The sequence below is a fragment of the Citrobacter sp. Cpo109 genome, assembly GCF_030332565.1.
Lineage (GTDB): Bacteria > Pseudomonadota > Gammaproteobacteria > Enterobacterales > Enterobacteriaceae > Citrobacter > Citrobacter portucalensis.
Window position 1 is genome coordinate 22,560 of sequence record NZ_JAOWHQ010000024.1, and the last position, 24,169, is coordinate 46,728.

The 24,169-nt window shown below is 53.1% G+C and carries 18 protein-coding genes; 10 read left to right on the top strand and 8 right to left on the bottom strand.

Features of this window, described 5'->3' with window-relative positions:
- Nucleotides 1-13: 13 nt before the first annotated feature.
- Nucleotides 14-1,093 carry a PTS fructose transporter subunit EIIC gene (locus tag OGY71_RS00630; RefSeq protein ID WP_003825153.1) on the bottom strand — a complete coding sequence of 360 codons (1,080 nt, stop codon included), beginning with the start codon at nucleotides 1,091-1,093 and terminating at the stop codon, nucleotides 14-16.
- A 308-nt stretch (nucleotides 1,094-1,401) separates the two neighbouring features.
- On the opposite strand from OGY71_RS00630, the gene ptsP reads away from it, so the two are divergent.
- From ptsP to gldA, 3 genes are read left to right on the top strand one after another with little or no spacing between them, the layout of a single operon-like run.
- A complete protein-coding gene (gene ptsP / locus OGY71_RS00635) occupies nucleotides 1,402-3,903 on the top strand; it encodes a phosphoenolpyruvate--protein phosphotransferase (protein ID WP_286612671.1) in 2,502 nt (833 codons plus the stop codon).
- A gap of 15 nt (nucleotides 3,904-3,918) precedes the next feature.
- Nucleotides 3,919-4,581, top strand: coding sequence for a fructose-6-phosphate aldolase (gene fsa, locus OGY71_RS00640; RefSeq protein ID WP_286612641.1), 663 nt, complete (start codon nucleotides 3,919-3,921; stop codon nucleotides 4,579-4,581).
- A 12-nt stretch (nucleotides 4,582-4,593) separates the two neighbouring features.
- The gene (gene gldA / locus OGY71_RS00645) at nucleotides 4,594-5,697 is read left to right on the top strand and encodes a bifunctional L-1,2-propanediol dehydrogenase/glycerol dehydrogenase (RefSeq protein ID WP_003825158.1); all 1,104 of its coding nucleotides are present in this window, start codon (nucleotides 4,594-4,596) and stop codon (nucleotides 5,695-5,697) included.
- An 86-nt stretch (nucleotides 5,698-5,783) separates the two neighbouring features.
- On the opposite strand, the gene katG is transcribed toward gldA, so the two are convergent.
- The 4 genes from katG to metB form a co-directional block, all read right to left on the bottom strand.
- Entirely contained in the window at nucleotides 5,784-7,964 is a 2,181-nt protein-coding gene (gene katG, locus OGY71_RS00650; protein WP_003825159.1) for a catalase/peroxidase HPI, read from the bottom strand.
- 168 nt (nucleotides 7,965-8,132) lie between these two features.
- Complete coding sequence (gene metF / locus OGY71_RS00655; RefSeq protein WP_003825161.1) at nucleotides 8,133-9,020, bottom strand: methylenetetrahydrofolate reductase; 888 nt, start codon at nucleotides 9,018-9,020, stop codon at nucleotides 8,133-8,135.
- A gap of 372 nt (nucleotides 9,021-9,392) precedes the next feature.
- Nucleotides 9,393-11,825: a bifunctional aspartate kinase/homoserine dehydrogenase II gene (locus tag OGY71_RS00660; protein ID WP_149335650.1), complete on the bottom strand. Its 2,433-nt coding sequence runs from the start codon at nucleotides 11,823-11,825 to the stop codon at nucleotides 9,393-9,395.
- Nucleotides 11,826-11,827: 2 nt separating this feature from the next.
- The gene (gene metB / locus OGY71_RS00665; protein WP_003028818.1) at nucleotides 11,828-12,988 is read right to left on the bottom strand and encodes a cystathionine gamma-synthase; all 1,161 of its coding nucleotides are present in this window, start codon (nucleotides 12,986-12,988) and stop codon (nucleotides 11,828-11,830) included.
- A 265-nt stretch (nucleotides 12,989-13,253) separates the two neighbouring features.
- Between metB and metJ the strand changes: the two genes are divergently transcribed.
- Nucleotides 13,254-13,571 (top strand): met regulon transcriptional regulator MetJ, encoded by a 318-nt coding sequence (metJ, locus tag OGY71_RS00670; protein ID WP_003825168.1) that lies wholly within the window; start codon nucleotides 13,254-13,256, stop codon nucleotides 13,569-13,571.
- 58 nt (nucleotides 13,572-13,629) lie between these two features.
- On the opposite strand, the gene OGY71_RS00675 is transcribed toward metJ, so the two are convergent.
- The 3 genes from OGY71_RS00675 to rpmE form a co-directional block, all read right to left on the bottom strand.
- On the bottom strand, nucleotides 13,630-15,054 hold the full coding sequence (locus OGY71_RS00675) for an MFS transporter (protein ID WP_003825170.1): 1,425 nt from the start codon (nucleotides 15,052-15,054) through the stop codon (nucleotides 13,630-13,632).
- Nucleotides 15,055-15,132: 78 nt separating this feature from the next.
- Nucleotides 15,133-15,813, bottom strand: a complete 681-nt coding sequence (locus OGY71_RS00680) for an oligogalacturonate-specific porin KdgM family protein (RefSeq protein ID WP_003825173.1) — start codon at nucleotides 15,811-15,813, stop codon at nucleotides 15,133-15,135.
- Nucleotides 15,814-16,152: 339 nt separating this feature from the next.
- Nucleotides 16,153-16,365, bottom strand: coding sequence for a 50S ribosomal protein L31 (gene rpmE / locus OGY71_RS00685; RefSeq protein ID WP_003028810.1), 213 nt, complete (start codon nucleotides 16,363-16,365; stop codon nucleotides 16,153-16,155).
- Between the two features lie 332 nt (nucleotides 16,366-16,697).
- Here rpmE and priA point away from each other — a divergent pair, with 332 nt between their 5' ends.
- The 6 genes from priA to menA all read left to right on the top strand — a co-directional run bounded on the left by priA (nucleotide 16,698) and on the right by menA (nucleotide 24,106).
- Nucleotides 16,698-18,896, top strand: a complete 2,199-nt coding sequence (gene priA / locus OGY71_RS00690) for a primosomal protein N' (RefSeq protein WP_063941745.1) — start codon at nucleotides 16,698-16,700, stop codon at nucleotides 18,894-18,896.
- Between the two features lie 156 nt (nucleotides 18,897-19,052).
- Complete coding sequence (gene cytR / locus OGY71_RS00695; RefSeq protein WP_003825179.1) at nucleotides 19,053-20,078, top strand: DNA-binding transcriptional regulator CytR; 1,026 nt, start codon at nucleotides 19,053-19,055, stop codon at nucleotides 20,076-20,078.
- Between the two features lie 93 nt (nucleotides 20,079-20,171).
- Entirely contained in the window at nucleotides 20,172-21,146 is a 975-nt protein-coding gene (ftsN, locus tag OGY71_RS00700) for a cell division protein FtsN (RefSeq protein WP_072025521.1), read from the top strand.
- Between the two features lie 91 nt (nucleotides 21,147-21,237).
- A complete protein-coding gene (gene hslV / locus OGY71_RS00705) occupies nucleotides 21,238-21,768 on the top strand; it encodes an ATP-dependent protease subunit HslV (protein WP_003028805.1) in 531 nt (176 codons plus the stop codon).
- Between the two features lie 9 nt (nucleotides 21,769-21,777).
- Nucleotides 21,778-23,109, top strand: coding sequence for an ATP-dependent protease ATPase subunit HslU (gene hslU / locus OGY71_RS00710; protein WP_003028803.1), 1,332 nt, complete (start codon nucleotides 21,778-21,780; stop codon nucleotides 23,107-23,109).
- Nucleotides 23,110-23,176: 67 nt separating this feature from the next.
- The gene (gene menA / locus OGY71_RS00715; RefSeq protein ID WP_003825185.1) at nucleotides 23,177-24,106 is read left to right on the top strand and encodes a 1,4-dihydroxy-2-naphthoate polyprenyltransferase; all 930 of its coding nucleotides are present in this window, start codon (nucleotides 23,177-23,179) and stop codon (nucleotides 24,104-24,106) included.
- The last annotated feature ends 63 nt before the right edge of the window (nucleotides 24,107-24,169 follow it).

The following is a 24,169-nucleotide window of genomic DNA, read 5'->3' on the forward strand; positions in this document are numbered from 1 at the left end:
ACTCATTCCTCACTTAATTCATTTCAAAATCTAAATCCAGGTCATCTTCTTTCTGATCGACCTGAGACACTTTTTTCCGCGCCAGACTTTTCAGTACGTTAACGCACACGGCGGTCACTACAGCACCAACGGCAACCGCCGCGATATAACCCAGTTTTCCTTCCACTACAGGCAGAACAATCAGTCCGCCCCAGCCGGCATAACACTGCGCACCAAACAGGGCGGCGGTTACCGTGCCGCAGGCGGAACCCACCATAATCGATGGGATGACGCGCAGCGGATCGGCTGCAGCAAACGGAATCGCGCCTTCTGTTACGCCAACACAACCCATTACCAGCGCAGCTTTACCGGCTTCGCGTTCTTCAGAAGAGAAGTTCTTACGACCAATCAGCGTCGCCAAACCTAAACCCAGCGGCGGCACGCAGATCCCCACCGCAGCGATTGCCACCACGGTATAAACCCCCTGCGCCACGCAAATCAGCATGAAAGCGTAGGCAACTTTGTTAATTGGCCCTCCCATATCGAAGGCCAACATCAGTCCCATAATTACCGCCAGCAATACGATGCTGCCCTGCTGCATACCCTGCAGCCACTCGGTCAGGCTCGTGGTTAACGCGCCAACGGGTTCTCCCAAGCCCCACATCATGATGCCTGCGGTGATAAAAGTGCCGACGATAGGAATAACAAAGATAGGCATTACCGAGCGCAACACCTTATGAACCGGGATCTTCTTCAGATAATGGACGACGATACCGCCAATAATCCCGGCAATTAATGCGCCAAAGAAACCTGCACCGAAGCTGTTTCCCACCCATGCGCCAATCGCACAAGGGGCCAGAGCAGAACGTTCAGCAATGGAATAGCCGATATAAGCGGCAAGAAATGGCACCATCAGCGTCAACCCAGCGACCCCAATATCAAAAAGCTTTTTGAGATTAGGATCGGTCGCAGCATCCGGTACCGCGCCCTTGCCATACAGCATGACGGAGACAGCCAGCAAAATACCGCCCGCTACGACGAAGGGAATCATATGCGAAACACCGGTCATCAGGTGCTGACGAGTATTTTTCAGGATTTGTACCAACTCTTTCATACGTCGCTCCCGGGCTGCCTAAAGCCCATATACATAAACTTGTTGCGGAAAACAATAGGCAATCCGACGCGACGCAAACAGTGGATAAAAAGGCCATTTGCTGGACTTTTGTAATGTCAGTACAAAAATGCGATCCGCCTCATAACTTGCAGTTTCTCGGAATTTATAGGGGATACGCTGACTTGTGAGGGATGTCTCACTTTGATGGTTACATTACATTTATCCAGTTTTTGGCAGTTTTGTCACATGGCATGCTCAGGCGTTGCCCTTTTATCCTGTAGCGAGAAATCGTTATGGGAGATGAGGCTATGGCCCTGATTGTGGAATTTACCTGTGAGCTACCCAATGGCGTACATGCACGCCCGGCAAGCCACATAGAAACGCAGTGCAACACCTTTACCTCGCACATTGAGTGGCACAACCTGCGTACCGAACGTAAGGGCAACGCTAAGAGCGCGTTATCGCTGATTGGCACCGATACTCTGGCGGGTGATAGCTGTCAGTTGCTGATTTCCGGTACAGATGAACAGGCAGCTCACCAGCATCTGAGCCAATGGTTACGTAATGAATTTCCGCACTGCGATGCACCGCTAGCGGAAGCCAAAAACAACGAGCTGGAGCCACTTCCGGCATCGCTCACCCATTTAAATCCACAGCTTTTCCGCGCTCGCACCGTCTGCAGCGGCAGCGCAGGAGGCGTTCTGAGTCTGCTTTCTTCGCTGGATCTCAACGCGCTCAGTAACCTTCCATCCGCTCAGGATATTGAAACCGAGCAAGCAGCACTGGATAACGGTTTAACGCTGTTGATGAAGAATATTGAGTTTCGCTTACTCGACAGCGACGGCGCTACCAGCGCGATTCTGCAAGCACACCGCTCGCTGGCAAGCGACCTCTCACTGCGCCAGCACCTGCTCGCCGGCGTATCACGCGGGTTAAGCTGCGCCCAGGCGGTTGTTGAAAGTGCCGGACATTTTTGTGATGAATTCTCCCGTTCAAGCAGCAGTTATTTACAGGAGCGTGCGCTGGATGTACGCGATGTTTGCTTCCAGCTTCTGCAGCAAATTTATGGAGAACAGCGCTTCCCTGCGCCGGGAAAACTGACCCAGCCTACGGTTTGCATGGCGGATGAGCTAACACCGAGCCAGTTCCTCGAACTGGATAAAACAATGCTGAAAGGCTTGCTGTTAAAAAGCGGTGGTACTACGTCACACACGGTGATTCTCGCCCGGTCATTCAACATCCCTACGCTGGTTGGCGTAGATATTGAATCTTTGAGGCCATGGCTGCAGCAAACAGTTTATATCGATGGTAACGCAGGAGCAGTCGTCGTTGCCCCTGATGAATCTGTCGTACGTTACTACCAGCAGGAAGCCCGTATCCAGGATGCCATTCGGGAACAACAACGTATCTGGCTGACCCAGGAGGCACGCACGGCTGATGGCATCCGTATGGAAGTCGCCGCCAACATCGCCCACTCCGTGGAAGCGCAGGCAGCCTTTAGTAACGGTGCGGAAGCGGTTGGCCTGTTCCGTACGGAAATGCTGTATATGGACCGTACCTGCGCCCCGGATGAGAACGAGCTATACAACATTTTCTGCCAGGCGCTGGAACCCGCAAAGGGACACAGCATTATTGTACGCACCATGGATATCGGCGGTGATAAATCCGTTGATTATCTGAATATTCCTGCTGAGACAAACCCATTTCTCGGTTATCGCGCGGTGCGTATTTATGAAGAATATGCCACGTTGTTTACTACGCAACTGCGATCGATCCTGCGCGCCTCAGCGCACGGTAGCCTGAAAATCATGATCCCAATGATCTCCTCGATGGAAGAGATCCTGTGGGTCAAAGAGAAACTGGCAGAAGCCAAGCAGCAACTGCGAAGTGAACACATTCCGTTTGATGAGAAGATCCAGCTCGGTATTATGCTGGAGGTTCCGTCTGTGATGTTCATCATTGACCAATGCTGCGAAGAGATTGATTTCTTTAGTATTGGCAGCAATGACCTAACGCAATACTTACTGGCGGTCGACCGCGACAACGCCAAAGTTACCCGCCACTACAACAGCCTGAATCCGGCCTTCCTGCGCGCACTGGATTACGCCGTGCAGGCAGTACATCGACAGGGGAAATGGATTGGCCTGTGTGGTGAACTGGGTGCCAAAGGTTCTGTACTGCCACTGCTGGTGGGGCTGGGCCTGGACGAACTTAGCATGAGCGCTCCCTCCATTCCCGCCGCCAAAGCGCGGATGGCGCAACTCGACAGCCGCGCCTGCCGTCAGTTGCTGAATCAAGCGATGGCTTGTCGAACTTCGCTGGAGGTCGAACATCTGCTGGCCCAGTTCCGCATGACCCAACAGGATACTCCGCTGGTTACCGCCGAGTGCATCACGCTGGATAGCGACTGGCGCAGTAAAGAAGAGGTCATCAAAGGGATGACCGACAACCTCCTGCTGGCAGGCCGTTGCCGCTATCCACGTAAACTGGAAGCAGATCTGTGGGCACGCGAAGCCGTCTTCTCTACCGGATTAGGTTTTAGCTTCGCCATTCCACACAGCAAATCCGAACATATTGAGCAGTCCACCATCAGTGTAGCGCGCCTGCAAGCGCCTGTACGTTGGGGTGATGATGATGCGCAGTTCATTATTATGCTGACGCTCAACAAACATGCCGCTGGCGATCAGCATATGCGTATTTTCTCGCGTCTGGCGCGCCGCATTATGCATGAAGAATTCCGTAACGCGCTGGTTAGCGCCGCCTCAACCGACGCTATCGCCAGCCTGTTGCAACATGAACTTGAACTTTAAAGAGGATGTTTTTGTATGGAACTTTATCTTGATACCGCCAACGTCGCGGAAGTTGAACGTCTGGCACGCATCTTCCCTATCGCAGGAGTCACCACCAACCCAAGCATTGTAGCGGCAAGCAAAGAATCCATCTGGGATGTACTGCCACGCCTGCAAAACGCCATCGGCGAAGAGGGTATTTTGTTTGCCCAAACCATGAGCCGAGACACACAGGGCATGGTGGAAGAGGCCAAACGCCTGAGCAACGCGGTGCCCGGTCTGGTAGTGAAAATCCCGGTGACATCCGAAGGTCTGGCCGCGATTAAGATGCTGAAAAAAGAGGGCATCACCACGCTAGGAACCGCGGTTTACAGTGCTTCTCAGGGGCTACTGGCTGCGCTGGCGGGAGCTAAATATATCGCACCATACGTTAACCGTATCGACGCGCAGGGCGGCGACGGAATTCGCACTGTACAGGAACTGCAAACGTTACTGGAACTGCATGCGCCAAACAGCATGGTACTGGCAGCCAGCTTTAAAACCCCGCGTCAGGCGCTGGATTGCTTACTGGCAGGATGTGAAGCTATCACCCTGCCATTAGACGTAGCGCAACAAATGCTCAATACCCCTGCGGTAGAGTCAGCAATAGAGAAGTTTGAGCAGGACTGGAACAACGCATTTGGTCACATCAACCTGTGAGGGAAATAAAGTATGGATCGCATTATTCAATCACCTGGTAAGTACATCCAGGGTGCCGATGTTATTACCCGTCTTGGCAGCTACCTCAAACCACTGGCAGAACGCTGGCTGGTCGTTGGGGACAAGTTTGTCTTAGGTTTTGCCCAGGGCGCACTGGAAAAAAGCTTCCAGGATGCCGGACTGGCGCTGGAAATTGCACCGTTTGGCGGCGAATGTTCACAAAACGAAATCGACCGTCTGCGCGGCGTGGCAGAAAAAGCGCAGTGTGGCGCAGTACTTGGTATTGGCGGCGGTAAAACGCTGGATACCGCCAAAGCGCTGGCGCACTTTATGGGCGTGCCTGTCGCCATTGCCCCAACCATCGCCTCTACCGATGCGCCGTGCAGCGCGCTGTCCGTCATTTACACCGATGCCGGTGAATTCGATCGCTATCTGCTGCTGCCCAACAACCCGGACAGGGTCATTGTGGATACCAAAATTGTCGCGGGCGCACCGGCACGTCTGTTAGCTGCGGGTATTGGCGATGCGCTGGCGACCTGGTTCGAAGCCCGTGCCTGTTCACGTAGCGGCGCAACCACCATGGCGGGCGGTCAGTGTACTCAGGCGGCGCTGGCGCTGGCAGAGCTGTGCTTTAATACGCTAATCGAAGAAGGTGAAAAAGCGATGCTGGCAGCCGAGCAGCACGTGGTTACACCGGCACTGGAACGTGTTATTGAAGCCAACACCTATCTGAGTGGCGTCGGTTTTGAAAGCGGTGGTCTGGCAGCGGCTCACGCCATTCATAACGGTCTGACCGCAATCCCGGATGCGCATCACTACTATCACGGCGAGAAAGTGGCTTTCGGTACGCTGACGCAGTTGGTGCTGGAAAACGCGCCGGTCGATGAAATTGAAACCGTTGCAGCACTGTGCCATTCCGTTGGCCTACCGATTACCCTGGCGCAACTGGATATCAAACAGGATATCCCAGCGAAAATGCGCATTGTGGCTGAGGCAGCCTGTGCCGAAGGCGAAACCATCCACAACATGCCTGGCGGCGCGACGCCGGACCAGGTGTATGCCGCCCTGCTGGTGGCTGATCAGTACGGTCAACGTTACCTGCAAGAGTGGGAATAACCTGCAAATAGAAAATCCCCGCAAAAGCGGGGATTTTTTTATTCATACCATGCCGGATCCGCGCAAGCGACATCCGGCATTAGCTGTTACAGCAGATCGAAACGATCCAGGTTCATTACTTTCACCCATGCGGAAACGAAATCTCTCACAAACTTCTCGTGAGCATCGCTGCAGGCATAAACTTCAGCCACTGCGCGCAGTACGGAGTTAGAACCGAACACCAGATCGGCGCGGGTTGCCGTGTATTTTACTTCGCCGCTTAGACGGTCACGACCTTCGAACAGCTCTTTTGACTCATCAACCGCCTTCCACTCATGACGCATATCCAGCAGATTGACGAAGAAGTCAGTGCTGAGTACGCCTGGACGATCGGTAAAGACGCCATGCTGGCTGCCGTCGAAGTTGGCACCCAGTACGCGCATACCGCCCACCAGCACAGTCATTTCCGGTGCGGTCAGCGTCAGCTGCTGTGCTTTATCGATCAGCAGCGACTCGGTGGTCGACACGTCAGGACGAGAGCGGTAGTTACGGAAACCATCGGCAATCGGCTCGAGCAGTTCGAACATCTCAATATCCGTTTGATCCTGGCGCGCATCCACGCGGCCCGGCGCAAAAGGTACTTTGATGCTGACACCCGCAGCGCTAGCCGCCTGCTCTATACCAACAACCCCGGCCAGCACGATAATATCGGCTAACGAAGCGGTATGGGCTGACTTATAAATGCCTTCCAGCACAGGCAGTACGCGTGCCGCGGTAGCATTCACATCCCAGCCACGCTGTGGGTCCAGCGCCAGACGCGCACCGTTAGCGCCGCCACGTTTATCCCCACCGCGGAAAGTTGATGCGGAAGCCCACGCTACCGATACCAGTTCGCCCACGGACAACCCAGAAGCGGCGATGGTCGCCTTCAGCTTCAGAATATCTTCTTCGCTTGGGTTGAAGAACGCATGCGGCAGCGGGTCTTGCCAAATCAGATCTTCTTTTGGTACTTCCGGTCCGATGTAGCGCGATTTTGGCCCCATATCACGGTGCGTCAGCTTAAACCATGCACGGGCAAACGCTTCGTTAAACGCCTGCGGATCGTTCAGGAAACGGCGGGAGATCTTTTCGAACTCAGGATCAAAACGCAGCGTCAGGTCGGTAACCAGCATCGTCGGCTTACGTTTTTTCGATGGATCAAACGGATCGGGAATAATTTCTGGTGCGTCAACGGCTTCAAACTGAATCGCGCCTGCCGGACTGCGAGTTTGTACCCACTCGTATTTGAACAGGTTCTCGAAGAAATAGTTGCTCCATTGAGTCGGCGTCTGCGTCCACACAACTTCCAGACCGGAAGTAATTGCGTCTGCACCCGCGCCGCTGCCGTAGCTGCTGGCCCAGCCCAGGCCCTGCGCTTCAATCGGCGCGGATTCTGGATCGGCCCCAACGTGCGAAGCCGGTGCTGCGCCGTGGGTTTTGCCCAACGTATGACCGCCGCCAATCAGCGCCACGGTTTCTTCGTCGTTCATGCCCATGTTACCGAAGGTCGCGCGAATCGCCGCTGCCGCTGAGAGCGGTTCGCCGCTATGGTCCGGCCCTTCTGGGTTTACATAGATAAGACCCATTTCGGTCGCGCCCAAAGGCGCTTTCGCCAGCTCTTCCGGGTGACGGTGGGTCAGCCAGGCTTTTTCATCACCCCAGTTTACGTCGAGATCCGGTTCCCAGACATCTTCACGACCAGCACCGAAGCCGAAGGTGCGGAAGCCGGAGTTTTCCAGCGCCACGTTGCCCGCGAGGATAAACAGGTCGGCCCAGGATATTTTCTGACCATATTTCTGCTTGATAGGCCACAGCAGGCGACGCGCTTTATCCAGGCTGACGTTATCTGGCCAGGAGTTCAGTGGAGCAAAACGCTGCTGTCCGCGACCCGCGCCACCGCGTCCATCGATGGAGCGATAGGTCCCTGCACCGTGCCATGCCATGCGGATAAATAATCCGGCATAGGTTCCCCAGTCAGCGGGCCACCACGGTTGAGATTCGGACAGAAGGGCTCTGAGATCCCCTTTCAGGGCAGAATAGTCGAGTTTGCTAAACTCTTTACGGTAGTCGAAGTCCTCACCCAGCGGGTTCGAACGATTAGAATGTTGGTTTAAAAGATCAACGCGGAGTTGATTTGGCCACCAGTCGCGGTTATTCGTTCCTGCTCCCGCGCTCTGATCGTGACCGCCCTGATGAAAAGGACACTTACCGGCAGTTGATGCGTTCTGGCTATCGTCGGACATGCTCATCTATATGCTCCCTTTACAGTGTTCTGACTACGATATACACCACCAGAGATAAGATATAGTCGAAATAACCCACAGATTCGATAGCTAATTCCTTTTATATTTTAAGTTACAGAGATGTAGATCAAAATGATCAATAAAAAGCCCTCCGTAGAGGGCTGGGGCATCTGTTTAATTCGGTCTTACACCCAGTGTGTGACAAATTGCGTAGCTCATCTCGGCGCGGTTGAGCGTATAGAAGTGAAAATCTTTCACCCCTTCGCGACTGAGGATCTTCACCATGTCCATGGCAATATTCGCACCCACCAGCTTACGGGTTTCGGCATCATCATCCAGACCATCAAACATGGTCGACATCCAGGAAGGGATACGAACATTGGTCATATCGGCAAATTTTTTCGCCTGTTTAAAGTTAGATACCGGCAAGATGCCCGGAATAATTTCCACATCGATACCCGCAGAAACGCAGCGATCGCGAAAACGCAGATAGCTTTCTACATCGAAGAAAAACTGGGTGATCGCGCGGTTTGCACCGGCATCTACCTTCCGCTTCAGGTTCAGCAGATCGGCCTGAGCGCTCTTCGCTTCTGGGTGTACTTCCGGATAAGCCGCAACGGAGATATCAAAATCCGCAACGTCTTTCAGCAGAGTCACCAGGTCAGAGGCATACATATCCGGTTTACCGCTTCCCGGCGGCAAGTCACCGCGCAGAGCAACAATATGACGAATACCGTTATTCCAGTAGTCCTGAGCAATGGTCCGCAGCTCATCGCGGGTTGCATCAATACAGGTCAGGTGCGGAGCCGCTTCAAGACCCGTGCGATCCTTAATACCTTTAATAATGCTGTGCGTGCGGTCGCGCTCACCAGAGTTTGCACCGTAGGTGACTGAAACAAACTTCGGCTTCAGGCTGCTCAGGCGATCGATGGAGTTCCACAGGGTTTGCTCCATTTCACTGGTGCGCGGCGGGAAAAACTCAAACGAAACGTTAATCTGACCCTGCACTTCCGCCAGGCTCTGATTCAGGGCTTCCCGCTGGTTGGCGTGAAAAAAGCTCATACCTTACCTCATCAATCTTTTGTCGTTATATGTTGTGTTGTGAACTGCTATACGTTTAGACGTCTAGATGTAAAAATGACGGAAAAGCACGCTGGCGTCAACACAAAAATCATCGTTAAAGGTGAGGAATACTCAGCCAACGTGAAAAAAATTCACATCAGCCTGAAATGATGGGGGATTGCGTCATGGCCGTCTGCAAGCCGTTAACGAGAGCGGTGACAGCCTCGCCTCTGGCCAGAGCGCGGGTAAGACGCAATACGGGTAGGTTTAACCCAGGATGAGAGTTGAAGTGATTATGCAGAAGGCTGTTGACGTATTTTATCCGGCCAGGGTCACAAACGAACCGTCGGCCGGATCATCCGGCAACAAAAACTACAGCAGTTGCGCCAGACGGTTGATGTCTGACTGAATAGCGCCGGCGGTGACGTCACGACCTGCGCCCGGTCCACGGATCACCAGCGGGTTATCGCGATACCAGCGGCTTTCAATGGCAAATACGTTATCGCACGGCAACAGCGCCGCCAGCGGGTGTTCAGGACGAACCGCTTCAACACCAACGCGCGCTTTACCGTTAGCATCAAAACGCGCCACATAGCGTAGCACCAGCCCCATTTCACGCGCCGCTTCCAGACGCTGCACCATCTGTTCGTTCAGCTCATCACCATTCTCAAAGAAATGGTCAATAGAGCCTTCTTCACAGTGCGCAGGCACCAGCGATTCCACGCGAACCTGGTCCGGTTCGATGTCGTAACCTGCTTCACGCGCCAGAATCACCAGCTTACGCATCACATCTTTGCCGGAAAGATCTACGCGCGGATCGGGTTCAGTCAGACCCTGTTGCCACGCCTGATCCACCAGATCGGTGAACGGGACCGTGCCATCAAATTGCAGGAACAACCACGACAACGTGCCTGAGAAGATCCCGCTGATCGACAGAATGGTATCTCCGCTATCAATCAGATCGCGCACGGTATGATTGATCGGCAAACCTGCTCCCACGGTGGCGTTATACAGCCAGTGGCGACCGGTTTTTTCAAAAGCGTCATGAATTTGGCGATAATTATGACTGCTGCTCGCCCCCGCCAGTTTGTTGGCGCTGATAACGTGGAAACCATGGCTGGCAAAATCCAGATACTGATCCGCCAGTTGCTCGCTGGCAGTAACGTCCAGCACCACTAAATCATCATACGGGTGAGCACGCATCCATAGGAATAGAGACTCTTCATCCTGCTCTACTGCCTCGTCATCAAAGAAAGCTAACGCGCGGCTGGCATCCAGCCCTTCGTAATTCAGCAGACTACGACGGCTATCAACCACACCCGCCAGCACAAACTCTAATCCGGTGCGCGCCGAGAGCGTGCTCTGCTCGCGAGCGAACAGCTCCAGCCAGCGCGAACCAATGTTGCCTTTGCCGAACAACACCAGACCAATGCGTTTTTCGGCGCGGAAAATTGACTGATGCAGGCCCTGAATCAGGCTCTCTGTTGGCCCAGTACGCAGTACCGCGACCAGGCTGATACCCTCTTCCGATTGCCAGGTGAATTCAACCGGCTGACCTTTCAACTGTTGCCAGAAACGGTGGCAATGCAGCGGATTACGGGTGACGCCCGCCCCGACCATCGCCACCAGAGCCAGCCCCTGGCGCAGACGCAGCTCGCCTGGCAGACCAGCTTCATCAAGAATTTTCAGTGCGCCGTCAGCGACTTCGGAGGTATAGCAAAATTGCAGCAGTTGGCGGTCAGGATGCACACCCACAGCCAGCGGACGCACCTGGGTACGTTTTAAAACCTGATCAATCTCTTTATAAGCCAGCTTAAAGTCCTGGCCAGTCGGAACCAAAAACTCAATCAGGCAGACGTCATCATGACTGGTCACAATACGCGCCCCGGTACCGGAGGCTAGTACGCGTTCAATGCGCGTTGAACCCTGCTCCGGCGTATAGCTACAACGCAGCTGGAGATCGATATCGCTACCGGAAACCGGCTGTAAGGTACGGGCATGGAGAACCGGTGCCGCCAGACGCGCCAGTTCGCTGGCTTCATCCAGACGCAGCAGCGGCAGCAAACAGGCGTCTTTTACTTTACGCGGATCCGCGCTGTAAACCCCGGCGACATCGCTCCAGATAGTTACGCGAGAAACGCCCGCCAGCGCGCCAACCTGCGTCGCCGAGTAGTCGGAGCCGTTACGCCCCAGCAGGACCGTTTCACCGGAATTGCTGCGGCTAATAAAGCCGGTAACGACCAGCCGTTTACCCGGATGCTGCGCCAGCAGTTGCTGTAGCAGCGGGTAAGAAAGACCTTCATCTACCTGCGGCTGGGCACCGCGTTCAGCACGTAAAAAATCGCGCGCATCCAGCCAGGCTGACTCCAGCCCCTGTTGGTTAAGGACCGCAGACATCAAACGCGCGGACCATACCTCACCATGCCCAACAACCTCAGCATAGACGGCATCGTTCACACCGCTGTCGAGTAATCCAGCCAGACGCTCCAGATCGTGAATAAACGCGCCAATCAGTCCATCCGCTATATCAGGCGGTAACAAACCGCTGATAAGCTCACTTTGATAGCGACGTAACGCCTGTTGAACCTGATGCGCAGAAAGGCGATCGGTCTGGCTTAATTTCAGCCAGCTAATCAACTGGTTAGTGGTACTGCCTGCGGCTGAAACAACCATCATGTCATCAGGCTGCGAGTAATCCGCCATAATGCCTGCGACACGCAGATAACATTTCACGTCTGCCAGACTACTACCACCAAATTTGTGCAGTTGACGACCCTTCGCCCCTGCCTGCGCAATCACACTCATGTTTACCCCTTGTTTGCAGCCCGGAAGCCATTTTCCAGGTCGGCAATTAAATCTTCGCCATCTTCAATACCGGTGGAGATACGCAGCAGCGTTTCGGAAATCCCGGCAGCAGCACGCGCTTCTGGTGCCATGCCCGCGTGTGTCATGGTTGCGGCGTGGGAGATCAGACTTTCAACGCCCCCTAACGATTCCGCCAGCGTAAACAATGACAACCCGCCGAGGAAACGGCGCAGCGTTTGCTCATCGCCATCCAGTTCAAAACTTAACATCGCGCCAAAGCCTTTTTGCTGACGCGCAGCAATCTCATGGCCCTGATTATCCGGCAATGACGGGTGATACAATTTTTTCACCAGCGGCTGAGTTTGCAGATAATCGACTATCGCCTGAGCATTACGTTGCGCCACCTCCATTCGAGGAGACAGAGTACGCAGGCCGCGCAACAGCAGATAACTATCAAACGCGCCGCCGGTCACACCAATATTATTCGCCCACCATGCCAGTTCAGTGACCGTTTCCGGATCTTTCGCTATCACAACACCAGCCACCACGTCTGAGTGACCGTTTAAATATTTCGTGCATGAATGCAACACCAGATCGGCGCCCAATGCCAGTGGATTTTGCAGTGCCGGGCTTAAAAAAGTGTTGTCGACCACGCTGACCGCGCCAGCTTCACGCGCCAGCTGGCAGATTTTCGCAATATCCACCACGCGCAGCAGCGGGTTGCTTGGGCTTTCTACCAGCACCAGCTTCGGTTTTTCCGCCAATGCGGCCTGCAATGCCTGCTCATCTCCTTGATCGACAAACAGGACGCGGTAACAGCCACGTTTTGCCAGACTGTCAAACAGTCGGTAGCTCCCGCCGTAGCAGTCATGCGGTGCGACCAGCAGATCGCCTGGCTTGAGGAAGACCGTGGTCACCAGATGAATCGCCGACATGCCAGTATTGGTCAGCACAGCACCAGCACCGCCTTCCAGTTCCGCCAGCGCACGCTGAACAACATCGCGCGTTGGGTTGCCGCGACGCGAATAGTCATGGGCGCGAGGTTCATTAAATCCGGTAAAGTTATAGGTGCTGGAGAGGTGAATCGGCGGGACAACGCAACCGTACTGTTCGTCGTCATTTAACCCGCTACGCACTGCGATGGTGGCCTGTTTACGCGTCATATTGAGGAGATCCTGGCTGAGTCGGTGAAAAGTCAGACACCAGAGTAATCATAGTTACGATAGCCGTCAATACATCTGGACATCTAAACTTCTTTGCGTATAGATTGAGCAAACTGGAAATAGCCGTTAAAATTATATGCATTAGCGTACATCTGCGTCGGCTTACTTCGTGTCAGGGCCACGCCACTACGATAAACTACGCGCAATTATGGTCCGGGCTCAGGTTCTGGCCTCAATATTAATGACGAAGAGGATTAGGTATCTCATGGCTGAATGGAGCGGCGAATATATCAGCCCATACGCTGAGCACGGTAAGAAGAGTGAGCAAGTCAAAAAAATTACGGTTTCCATTCCTCTGAAGGTGTTAAAAATCCTTACCGATGAACGTACGCGTCGTCAGGTGAACAACCTGCGCCACGCCACCAACAGTGAACTGCTGTGTGAAGCGTTTCTGCATGCTTTTACTGGGCAACCCTTACCCAACGATGACGACCTGCGTAAAGAACGCAGTGATGAAATCCCGGAAGAAGCAAAGGTAATCATGCGTGAACTGGGTATCAACCCGGAAACGTGGGAATACTGATAGTTAGAACAGCAATGGATGTGTAGAGGCGGGAATGCTCCCGCCTTTTCTCACTGTGTTACTTACTAATACCATTGAGTTTATTCAATGTTTCTTCCATTTTGAGCGTTTCCGTACGGTTCAATGGATAGAAATAAATCAGAATGACCGCCGCCAAAAACAGGCATAGCGCCGGCAAGAGATTCGCCATCGTATAAATATTTTCCTGCACAATGCTGGTTTGCACTGCACCACCTGTTGACGATGATTGATAGCCAATGATAGCCAACATAAAGCCACCAATCGCCCCTGCGCATGCCTGACCAACCTTGCGCGCAAAGAAGTTCACACCATAAACCGTGCCATCCTCGCGATCGCCAGTGACATACTGATGGTAGTCACAAACATCAGTCATAAACGCCCAAATCATCAGGTTGAATAACCCTGCACCCAGCGTCGCCAGGAACAAGAAAACCAGATAGACCTTTGCATCCGTAATGTGGACAAAGTACATAATCACATACATGACCACGGCAAAAAGCAACGCGCCTACGCTGGCTTCTTTTTTACCAAACCGCTTCGTGAGCCAGGATGCCGATGGCGCCAGCAAAACCAGGGAACCAAAGGTAAACAGCAACGCGACTGACATCGCCTCTTTATTGTGGAAATAGTCATTAAACAGGTAAGTCATGTTGGTACCGGACAACCCCTGATTAATTACAATCAGCAAATCCACAACCACTAAAACAATCAGCGCCTTATTGCGTGCCAGTCCCTTCAGCAACACCGAAACGGGCATGCTCTCTTTTCTCTCCACGCGCACGCGCTCCGTCGTTAAATGACAGGTCAAGGATAAAAAGATCAAGCCCAGCACTGCGCAACCAATGGAAATCCAGAAGAAGTGTTGCCCGGAAATCACCTGGCTTCCGTCCACCAGGGTGGTGTACATCAGGATCGGAATGAAAAAGCCAGTTGCCCCACCGCCAATTGCTGACCCAACGCTACGCCAGGTTGAAAGCGATACACGATCATCCGGATTCGAGCTAATCGCCGCAGACATAGCACCGTACGGAATACTCACGGTCGATAACAGCGAACCGTAAATGAAATAGGAGCAACAGATGTAGATGATTTTCGCCGTATAAGAAAAATCATTCACAAACGGCAGGAACAGGACAACCGCAATGATGCAAAATGGATACTTCATGCGACGCACCCACGGGTTGAAACGTCCATGTACCGTCAGTTTAGAGGTATCGCATAAGCGCCCTACACCAACATCAACGAACGCATCAAAGAGTTTGGTCACAAAATAGAGTGAGCCAACAATAACGCCGGAAATACCGAGGACGTTAGTGTAATAAATCATTAAAAAACTATTAACTAAGCCAAGAATAAAACAGGTTCCGAGGTCACCACATAAATAACCGATTTTATCTCTAATTCCGAAAGGCCTGACGGCAGTGGTTTCATTATTTCCAATAATAGTTCCATCATTAGACATGATGTCAACTCCTTAGACATATTATTCACACAAACTATGCTTATCGACGTAATCAGCCAATACGAAAACTATTACCGATTAGAAGTTATAACCAAGACCGACACGATAACGGGTCTGACGATCGTCTGTGGTGGTAGTGTTATAACCCGAGGAAACGTTGCCAACTTCAACAAATGGAACCCATGAGCCTAGTTTATACGCCACGCGGAAGTTATATTCATAATCATCTTTCCGGTTGTTATATAAATCTTCGCTATCGGCAATTTTATAAATACCATTTAGCTCAAACATCCAGTCATTGACGTTATAACCAAGCCAGGCTTCCGGACGATAGACCATGCGGTCATCTTTGCCGTCAGTGTTTCTGCGCATGTACTCCTGACGATAGCGGAACGCGGTCCACCAGTTGTCGTTGATGTTGTACTGCACGCGGATATAAGGCTTATAAATCGCGATATTATCGCCCGTTTCGATCGCAATGCCGGGCTGCCAGACAAGACCCTGCCATGTGAACTGGTAGCTTGCGGTATACTCGTTACCGTTACTTTCCATATTATTCCACGCATCATTTGACTGCGTGTTTTCGGAACGAGAAATGGCTTCGACTGCGACACCAAAACCCGTGGCAAAACGGTGAGACATATAAACACGATCGTAATTACGTCCATCGTCATAATATTCATGCCGGTAATCAACATAACCCGCTTGTGCGGCCGCAGAGAATAATGGAATCAGTAATAACGCAGATTTAAATTTCATGACAATCTCTCTTCACACTCAATAACGGAAATTATCCATCTCGTTTTGTCCATAAAATGGGAAAACAAAAAGGCTTTTAGATTAATTTTATATTTCCACAAAAGTGTATTTTAGAAAGAAAGCAGAAACCTTTGGCATTTTGCCAGGAACTAGTAAAAGTGGCAAAAGACAGAAGATAAAAAGGATGCAGATCACCAGTCTCAATATTTTACCGAAAAAATAAAACAGCGTTTTATTTATTAAATTAAATAGACTATTCAATGCATCAATATATATTTCAGTTCTGAAACGCAGAAACAAAAAAAGCGCCATAAGGCGCTTTTTTCTGACAGCTGAAACTTACTTGCTGCCTGGGATGCTGAAACGCTTGTTGAAGCGATCAACACGACCACCGGTAGCAACATCACGCTGCTTGCCAGTATAGAACGGGTGGCACTTGCTGCACACGTCGAGGTTCAGATCGTGACCGACAGTAGAGCGGATTTTAATGACGTTACCGCAAGAGCAGTTTGCAGTAATTTCTTCGTATTTCGGGTGAATATCTTTTTTCATGGGAAAACCTCGGTTTAAGGCCGCGTCGCTCTTCCAGCCCTAACGCCAGACACCACGCGATGTTAATTATTCCCCGTCACCTTTCACACTGCTGATGCGTTGCCTGCGTTCACTCACTCTGGTCACATAGTTCACTATGCTCCCAGAGATTCGCTCGCTTGCCGCCTTCCAGCCGCGCGAAACTCTCGGGTAATGGTCAGTATTTGACGCAATCAATTTGCATCAAAGGCGGCGAATCATACAGAAATTAACCTGCTCATGCAAACTGATCCGCATTCTACCCTTCACTAATGTGTATACTAACCCGCCAGATTTCAAGTCAGGATGATTCAATGCCCGTTGCGCACGTTGCCTTACCCGTTCCGCTTCCTCGTACCTTTGACTACCTCCTGCCGGAAGGCTTGAGTGCCAAAGCCGGGTGTCGTGTACGCGTGCCCTTTGGCAAGCAGCAGGAGCGCGTGGGTATCGTCCTTTCCGTCAGCGAGCACAGTGAACTGCCGCGGAGCGAATTGAAAGCCGTTCTCGAAGTGCTGGACAGCGAACCGGTCTACTCGACCTCTGTCTGGCGTCTGCTGTTGTGGGCGGCTGATTATTATCATCATCCCATCGGTGACGTACTGTTTCACGCTCTGCCAATTTTACTGCGCCAGGGACGCCCGGCGACAAACGCGCCCATGTGGTACTGGTTTGCCACTGAAGAAGGCCAGATTATTGACCTCAACAGCCTAAAGCGTTCTCCCAAGCAGCAACAGGCGCTGGCTGCGCTACGCCAGGGGAAAATCTGGCGCGACCAGGTGGCTGAACTGGAATTTAATGATGCCGCATTACAGGCACTGCGGAAAAAAGGGCTGTGCGATCTGGCGAGCGAAACACCAGGCTTTAGCGACTGGCGTACGGACTACGCGGTTTCCGGTGAGCGTCTGCGACTGAACACCGAGCAGGCCACCGCCGTCGGGGCGATTCACAGCGCCTCAGACAGTTTTAGCGCCTGGCTATTAGCGGGCGTAACGGGATCAGGCAAAACAGAAGTCTATCTCAGCGTTCTGGAAAACGTCCTTGCCCAAGGCAAGCAGGCGCTGGTGATGGTGCCGGAGATTGGCCTGACGCCGCAAACTATTGCCCGTTTTCGCGAACGTTTTAATGCGCCGGTCGAAGTCCTGCACTCCGGTTTAAACGACAGTGAACGTCTTTCAGCCTGGCTGAAAGCAAAAAATGGCGAGGCGGCGATTGTTATCGGCACGCGTTCTTCGCTGTTTACGCCGTTTAAAAATCTCGGCGTGATTGTCATCGACGAAGAGCACGACAGCTCTTATAAACAGCAGGAAGGCTGGCGCTATCATGCGCGCGACCTCGCGGTTTACCGCGCCCATAGCGAGCAAATCCCGATTATTCTCGGCTCAGCCACTCCGGCACTGGAAACGCTGTGTAACGTGCGGCAGAACAAATACCGCATGCTGCGCCTGACGCGCCGCGCCGGAAATGCGCGCCCAGCCACTCAGCACGTGCTGGATCTCAAAGGTCAGCAGGTGCAGGCCGGTCTAGCCCCTGCGCTGATCGCCCGTATGCGTCAGCACCTGCAGGCGGATAACCAGGTGATCCTGTTTTTGAACCGTCGTGGTTTTGCGCCTGCGCTGCTGTGCCACGACTGTGGTTGGATTGCCGAATGTCCGCGTTGCGATCATTACTACACGCTACATCAGGCGCAGCACCACCTGCGTTGCCACCACTGCGACAGCCAGCGCCCAATACCGCGTCAGTGCCCTTCCTGCGGTTCGACGCATATGGTTCCGGTAGGACTCGGCACCGAACAGCTTGAGCAGGCTCTGGCACCTTTTTTCCCCGGTGTACCAATTTCACGTATAGATCGCGACACCACCAGCCGTAAAGGGTCGCTGGAGCAGCATCTGGCGGAAGTGCATCGCGGCGGCGCACGAATACTTATAGGCACGCAAATGCTGGCCAAAGGCCACCACTTCCCGGACGTCACTCTGGTGGCGCTGCTGGACGTTGACGGCGCGCTATTCTCCGCAGATTTCCGGTCAGCAGAACGCTTCGCCCAGCTCTATACGCAGGTCTCTGGCCGTGCCGGACGCGCCGGGAAGCAAGGCGAAGTGGTGCTGCAAACGCACCATCCTGAACATCCGCTGCTGCAAACCTTGCTGTATAAAGGCTATGACGCGTTTGCCGAACAGGCGCTGGCCGAGCGACAAACGCTCCAGCTTCCACCGTGGACCAGCCATGTGATCGTGCGGGCAGAAGATCATAACAACCAGCATGCACCAATGTTCTTGCAGCAGCTACGGAATCTCATTCAAGCCAGCCCGTTGGCCGATGACAAACTCTGGGTGCTCGGCCCGGTTCCCGCACTGGCGCCCAAACGCGGTGGTCGTTATCGTTGGCAAATATTGTTGCAACATCCATCACGAATTCGCCTGCAACATATCGTCAGCGGCACGCTGGCACTGATCAATACGCTACCCGATGCACGCAAGGTTAAATGGGTGCTGGATGTCGATCCCATCGAGGGATAAACCCTCACGATGCGAGGCGGATCGTAAAATTAAAGATCCATCACACTTTTTATGAAAATTCTGTAACCGCTTCCATTCACTATCTGATAAAAATGTTTCAGATGAAGGTTATCCAGGGACGAGTCTGTGCCAGCAGCTCTCTGGCGAGGAGAAAGAGTGAAACCGAATAAGCAGGTTGCCGCCGCTACGATGAAAGATGTTGCTCTGAAGGCGAAAGTCTCAACGGCAACCGTATCCCGCGCATTAATGAACCCGGACAAAGTCTCGCAGTCAACCCGTAACAAGGTTGAGCAGGCAGCGCTGGAAGTGGGATATCTACCCCAATCAATGGGACGTAACGTTAAGCGTAATGAGTCGCGTACCATTCTGGTGATTGTGCCGGATATCTGCGATCCGTTTTTTAGCGAAGTGATTCGTGGCATTGAAGTGACTGCCGCAGAACAGGGATACCTGGTGCTTATTGGCGACTGCGCGCACCAGAACCAACAGGAAAAGACGTTTCTTAACCTCATTATCACCAAGCAGATCGATGGCATGGTACTGCTCAGCTCGCGCCTGCCGTTTGATGCCAGCGTGGAAGAGCAGCGCAATTTACCGCCGATGGTCATGTCGAACGAGTTCGCGCCAGAGCTGGAACTCCCTACCGTACACATTGATAACCTCACCGCCGCCTTTAACGCGATGAATTATCTGCTGGAACTGGGGCATAAACGCATTGGCTGTATCGCCGGCCCCGAAGATATGCCGCTGTGCCATTACCGTCTGCAAGGCTACGTTCAGGCATTACGCCGCAGCGGAATTACGGTCGATCCGCATTTTATCGCGCGCGGTGACTTTACCTATGAAGCGGGAGCCAATGCGCTGAAGCAGCTCCTTGAACTACCGCAGCCGCCTACCGCGGTCTTTTGTCACAGCGACGTCATGGCGCTGGGCGCACTCTCTTACGCCAAACGCCAGGGTCTGAAAGTCCCTGATGATTTATCCATTATTGGCTTTGATAACATTTCGCTCACGGAATTTTGTGATCCACCCCTGACAACCGTCGCACAGCCGCGTTTCGATATCGGACGTGAAGCTATGCTGTTACTGCTCGATCAATTACAAGGGCAGAGCGTCAGCAGTGGCTCACGTTTACTGGACTGCGAGCTTATTATTCGGGGTACTACCCGGGCACTGACGTAAAGTAAAGTGCTTTCGGACTCCCCTGTCTGGTCAAAGGCCCGCCGCTTAAGTAACATGGCGGGCTGACGAACGAATAAATACAGCGAAACGATAGTGGCACAACGAGATTATGTACGTCGCGGCCAACCGGCACCTTCGCGGCGCAAGAAGAGCACATCACGGAAAAAACAACGCAATACGCCTGCGGTATCGCCCGCAATGGTTGCTATTGCTGCAGCCGTACTCGTGACCTTTATCGGTGGTCTGTACTTCATTACGCATCACAAGAAAGAAGAGTCCGAAACGCTGCAAAACCAGAAAGTCACCGGTAATGGCATTCCGCCAAAACCGGAAGAGCGCTGGCGATACATCAAAGAGCTGGAGAGCCGTCAGCCTGGCGTACGTGCGCCTACCGAACCGTCTGCGGGCGGCGAGGTGCTGAATGCCGATCAGCTAACCAATGAGCAGCGTCAGCTATTGGCGCAAATGCAGGCTGATATGCGTCAACAGCCGACACAGCTCAACGAAGTACCGTGGAACGAGCAAACGGCTGAACAGCGCCAGCAAACACTGCAGCGTCAGCGTCAGGTGCAACAGCAGCAGTGGAACAATGCCCAGCAGCAGGCTCAGCAGCCGCGTCCACGGGCAACAGAACAGCCGTATCAGCAGCAGCAAACGCGTACAGCACAAGCCGCGCCGGTACAGCAGCCGAAAGCGCAGCCAAAACCGGCGGCGCAACAGCCGTATCAGGATCTGCTGCAAACGCCAGCGCATACCACCGCTGCTCAGCCAAAACCGCAGCCGGCCGCGCCAATAACCAATGAAACGCAGCCGCCAAAACAGACGGCTGAGAAAAAAGATGAACGCCGCTGGATGGTTCAGTGCGGATCATTTAAAGGCGCTGAGCAGGCAGAAACTGTGCGTGCACAGCTGGCCTTTGAAGGCTTTAACTCCCGTATAACCACCAATAACGGCTGGAATCGTGTGGTCATTGGTCCGGTCAAAGGCAAAGAGAATGCCGACAACACCATCAGCCGCCTGAAGGTTGCTGGTCACACAAACTGCATTCGACTCTCCACTGGGGGTTGAAACCCCCAAAATCTCCCCCATCTATACTTGCATTACGCCCCGTACACTGTGCGGGGCCTGTACATTGCATTTGTAACCAAGGGGTCTGCTCGTGACAACAATAGTAAGCGTACGCCGTAACGGCCATGTGGTAATCGCCGGTGATGGTCAGGCCACACTGGGTAACACCGTAATGAAAGGCAACGTGAAGAAAGTCCGCCGTCTGTACAACGATAAAGTCATCGCGGGCTTTGCGGGCGGTACTGCGGATGCATTCACGCTGTTTGAACTGTTTGAACGCAAGCTGGAAATGCACCAGGGTCACCTGGTGAAAGCTGCCGTTGAACTGGCAAAAGACTGGCGTACCGACCGTATGCTGCGCAAACTCGAAGCGCTGCTGGCCGTCGCAGATGAAACTGCATCGCTCATCATCACCGGTAACGGCGATGTCATCCAGCCAGAAAACGATCTGATTGCTATCGGCTCCGGCGGTCCCTACGCCCAGGCTGCTGCACGCGCTCTGCTTGAAAACACCGAGCTTGGCGCACGCGAGATTGCTGAGAAAGCGTTGGATATTGCAGGGGATATCTGCATTTATACCAACCACTTCCATACCATCGAAGAATTGAACTCCAAAGCGTAAGGATCCCCCATGTCTGAAATGACCCCACGCGAAATTGTCAGCGAACTGAACAAACACATCATCGGCCAGGATAACGCGAAGCGTTCCGTGGCGATCGCCCTGCGTAACCGCTGGCGTCGTATGCAGCTCAACGAAGAGTTGCGCCATGAAGTCACGCCGAAAAACATTCTGATGATTGGCCCGACCGGCGTCGGTAAAACCGAAATTGCCCGTCGTCTGGCAAAACTGGCCAACGCGCCGTTCATCAAAGTCGAAGCAACAAAATTCACCGAAGTCGGCTATGTTGGTAAAGAAGTTGATTCCATCATCCGCGATCTGACCGATGCTGCCATTAAAATGGTCCGCGTGCAGGCAATCGAGAAAAACCGCTTCCGTGCCGAAGAGATGGCGGAAGAGCGCATTCTCGACGTGCTGATCCCACCGGCTAAAAATAACTGGGGACAGTCAGAGCAGCCGCAGGAACCTTCTGCAGCACGTCAGGCATTCCGTAAAAAACTGCGTGAAGGCCAGCTGGATGATAAAGAGATCGAAATCGATCTCGCGGCCGCACCGATGGGCGTTGAAATTATGGCGCCTCCGGGAATGGAAGAGATGACCAGCCAGCTGCAGTCCATGTTCCAGAACCTCGGCGGTCAGAAACAAAAACCGCGTAAGCTGAAAATCAAAGACGCGATGAAGCTGCTGATTGAAGAAGAAGCGGCCAAACTGGTGAACCCGGAAGAGCTGAAACAAGAAGCTATCGACGCCGTTGAGCAGCACGGGATCGTGTTTATCGACGAAATCGACAAGATCTGTAAGCGCGGCGAATCTTCCGGCCCGGACGTGTCCCGTGAAGGCGTACAGCGCGACCTGCTGCCGCTGGTTGAAGGCTGCACTGTCTCCACCAAGCACGGCATGGTGAAAACAGATCACATTCTGTTTATCGCTTCTGGTGCATTCCAGGTAGCCAAACCGTCCGACCTGATCCCAGAACTGCAGGGTCGTCTGCCGATTCGTGTCGAGCTGCAGGCGCTGACCACCAGCGATTTTGAGCGTATCCTTACCGAACCGAATGCCTCCATCACCGTCCAGTACAAAGCGCTGATGGCGACTGAAGGTGTGGACATCAACTTCACTGAATCCGGTATTAAACGCATTGCCGAAGCGGCCTGGCAGGTTAACGAAACCACCGAAAACATCGGTGCACGTCGTCTGCATACCGTTCTGGAACGTCTGATGGAAGATATTTCCTATGATGCGAGCGATTTGAACGGCCAAAGCATCACAATTGATGCCGAATATGTGAGCAAACATCTGGATGCGCTGGTCGCAGATGAAGATCTGAGCCGTTTTATCCTATAATCGCGTTCAATGCATTTTCATCACTGTTGATGGGGCTGATAAAGCCCCATTTTTATTGGCGCTAAATATGACTGAACAACAACAAATTAGCCGCTCACAAGCCTGGCTGGAAAGTTTACGACCTAAGACCTTACCGCTCGCCTTCGCGGCGATCATCGTCGGTACGGCATTAGCATGGTGGCAAGGATACTTCGATCCGCTGGTTGCTCTGCTGGCATTGATTACGGCGGGACTGCTGCAAATTCTGTCCAATCTCGCTAACGACTATGGCGATGCCGTCAAAGGCAGCGACAAGCCCGACCGCATTGGACCGCTGCGCGGTATGCAAAAAGGGGTTATCACCCAACAGCAGATGAAGCGCGCGCTGATCGTCACCGTGGTGCTGATCTGTCTGTCCGGGCTGGCCTTGGTAGCTGTAGCCTGTCACACGCTGGCGGATTTTGTCGGTTTCCTGGTGCTCGGCGGTCTGTCGATTATCGCCGCGATCACCTACACCGTGGGTAATCGCCCTTACGGATATATCGGCCTGGGCGATATTTCTGTGCTGGTATTTTTCGGCTGGCTCAGTGTGATGGGAAGCTGGTATCTGCAGGCGCATACGCTGATTCCAGCGCTGATTCTGCCTGCTACCGCCTGCGGCCTGCTGGCAACCGCCGTGCTCAACGTCAACAACCTGCGCGATATCAACAGCGACAGAGAGAATGGCAAGAACACGCTGGTCGTACGTTTAGGCGCTGTCAATGCCCGCCGCTACCACGCCTGTCTGCTGATGGGCACGCTGGTCTGTCTGGCATTGTTCAACCTGTTCTCACTGCAAAGCCTGTGGGGATGGCTGTTTATCCTCGCCGCTCCGCTGCTGATCAAACAGGCTCGCTATGTTATGCGCGAGATGGACCCAGCAGCAATGCGTCCGATGCTGGAACGCACCGTAAAAGCGGCATTGTTAACTAACCTGCTGTTTGTCGTTGGAATTTTCTTAAGTCAGTGGTCTCTTTAACTGACAAATATCAATTAACAATTGATGATTTTGCCAACAGTACACATAGCGCGATATACTAAA

Bases quoted from the DNA above. Each gene is read 5' to 3' on its own strand.
- OGY71_RS00630 (WP_003825153.1), bottom strand. From the start codon at position 1,093: ATGAAAGAGTTGGTACAAATCCTGAAAAATACTCGTCAGCACCTGATG.
- ptsP (WP_286612671.1), top strand. From the start codon at position 1,402: ATGGCCCTGATTGTGGAATTTACCTGTGAGCTACCCAATGGCGTACAT.
- fsa (WP_286612641.1), top strand. From the start codon at position 3,919: ATGGAACTTTATCTTGATACCGCCAACGTCGCGGAAGTTGAACGTCTG.
- gldA (WP_003825158.1), top strand. From the start codon at position 4,594: ATGGATCGCATTATTCAATCACCTGGTAAGTACATCCAGGGTGCCGAT.
- katG (WP_003825159.1), bottom strand. From the start codon at position 7,964: ATGAGCATGTCCGACGATAGCCAGAACGCATCAACTGCCGGTAAGTGT.
- metF (WP_003825161.1), bottom strand. From the start codon at position 9,020: ATGAGCTTTTTTCACGCCAACCAGCGGGAAGCCCTGAATCAGAGCCTG.
- OGY71_RS00660 (WP_149335650.1), bottom strand. From the start codon at position 11,825: ATGAGTGTGATTGCGCAGGCAGGGGCGAAGGGTCGTCAACTGCACAAA.
- metB (WP_003028818.1), bottom strand. From the start codon at position 12,988: ATGACGCGTAAACAGGCCACCATCGCAGTGCGTAGCGGGTTAAATGAC.
- metJ (WP_003825168.1), top strand. From the start codon at position 13,254: ATGGCTGAATGGAGCGGCGAATATATCAGCCCATACGCTGAGCACGGT.
- OGY71_RS00675 (WP_003825170.1), bottom strand. From the start codon at position 15,054: ATGTCTAATGATGGAACTATTATTGGAAATAATGAAACCACTGCCGTC.
- OGY71_RS00680 (WP_003825173.1), bottom strand. From the start codon at position 15,813: ATGAAATTTAAATCTGCGTTATTACTGATTCCATTATTCTCTGCGGCC.
- rpmE (WP_003028810.1), bottom strand. From the start codon at position 16,365: ATGAAAAAAGATATTCACCCGAAATACGAAGAAATTACTGCAAACTGC.
- priA (WP_063941745.1), top strand. From the start codon at position 16,698: ATGCCCGTTGCGCACGTTGCCTTACCCGTTCCGCTTCCTCGTACCTTT.
- hslU (WP_003028803.1), top strand. From the start codon at position 21,778: ATGTCTGAAATGACCCCACGCGAAATTGTCAGCGAACTGAACAAACAC.
- menA (WP_003825185.1), top strand. From the start codon at position 23,177: ATGACTGAACAACAACAAATTAGCCGCTCACAAGCCTGGCTGGAAAGT.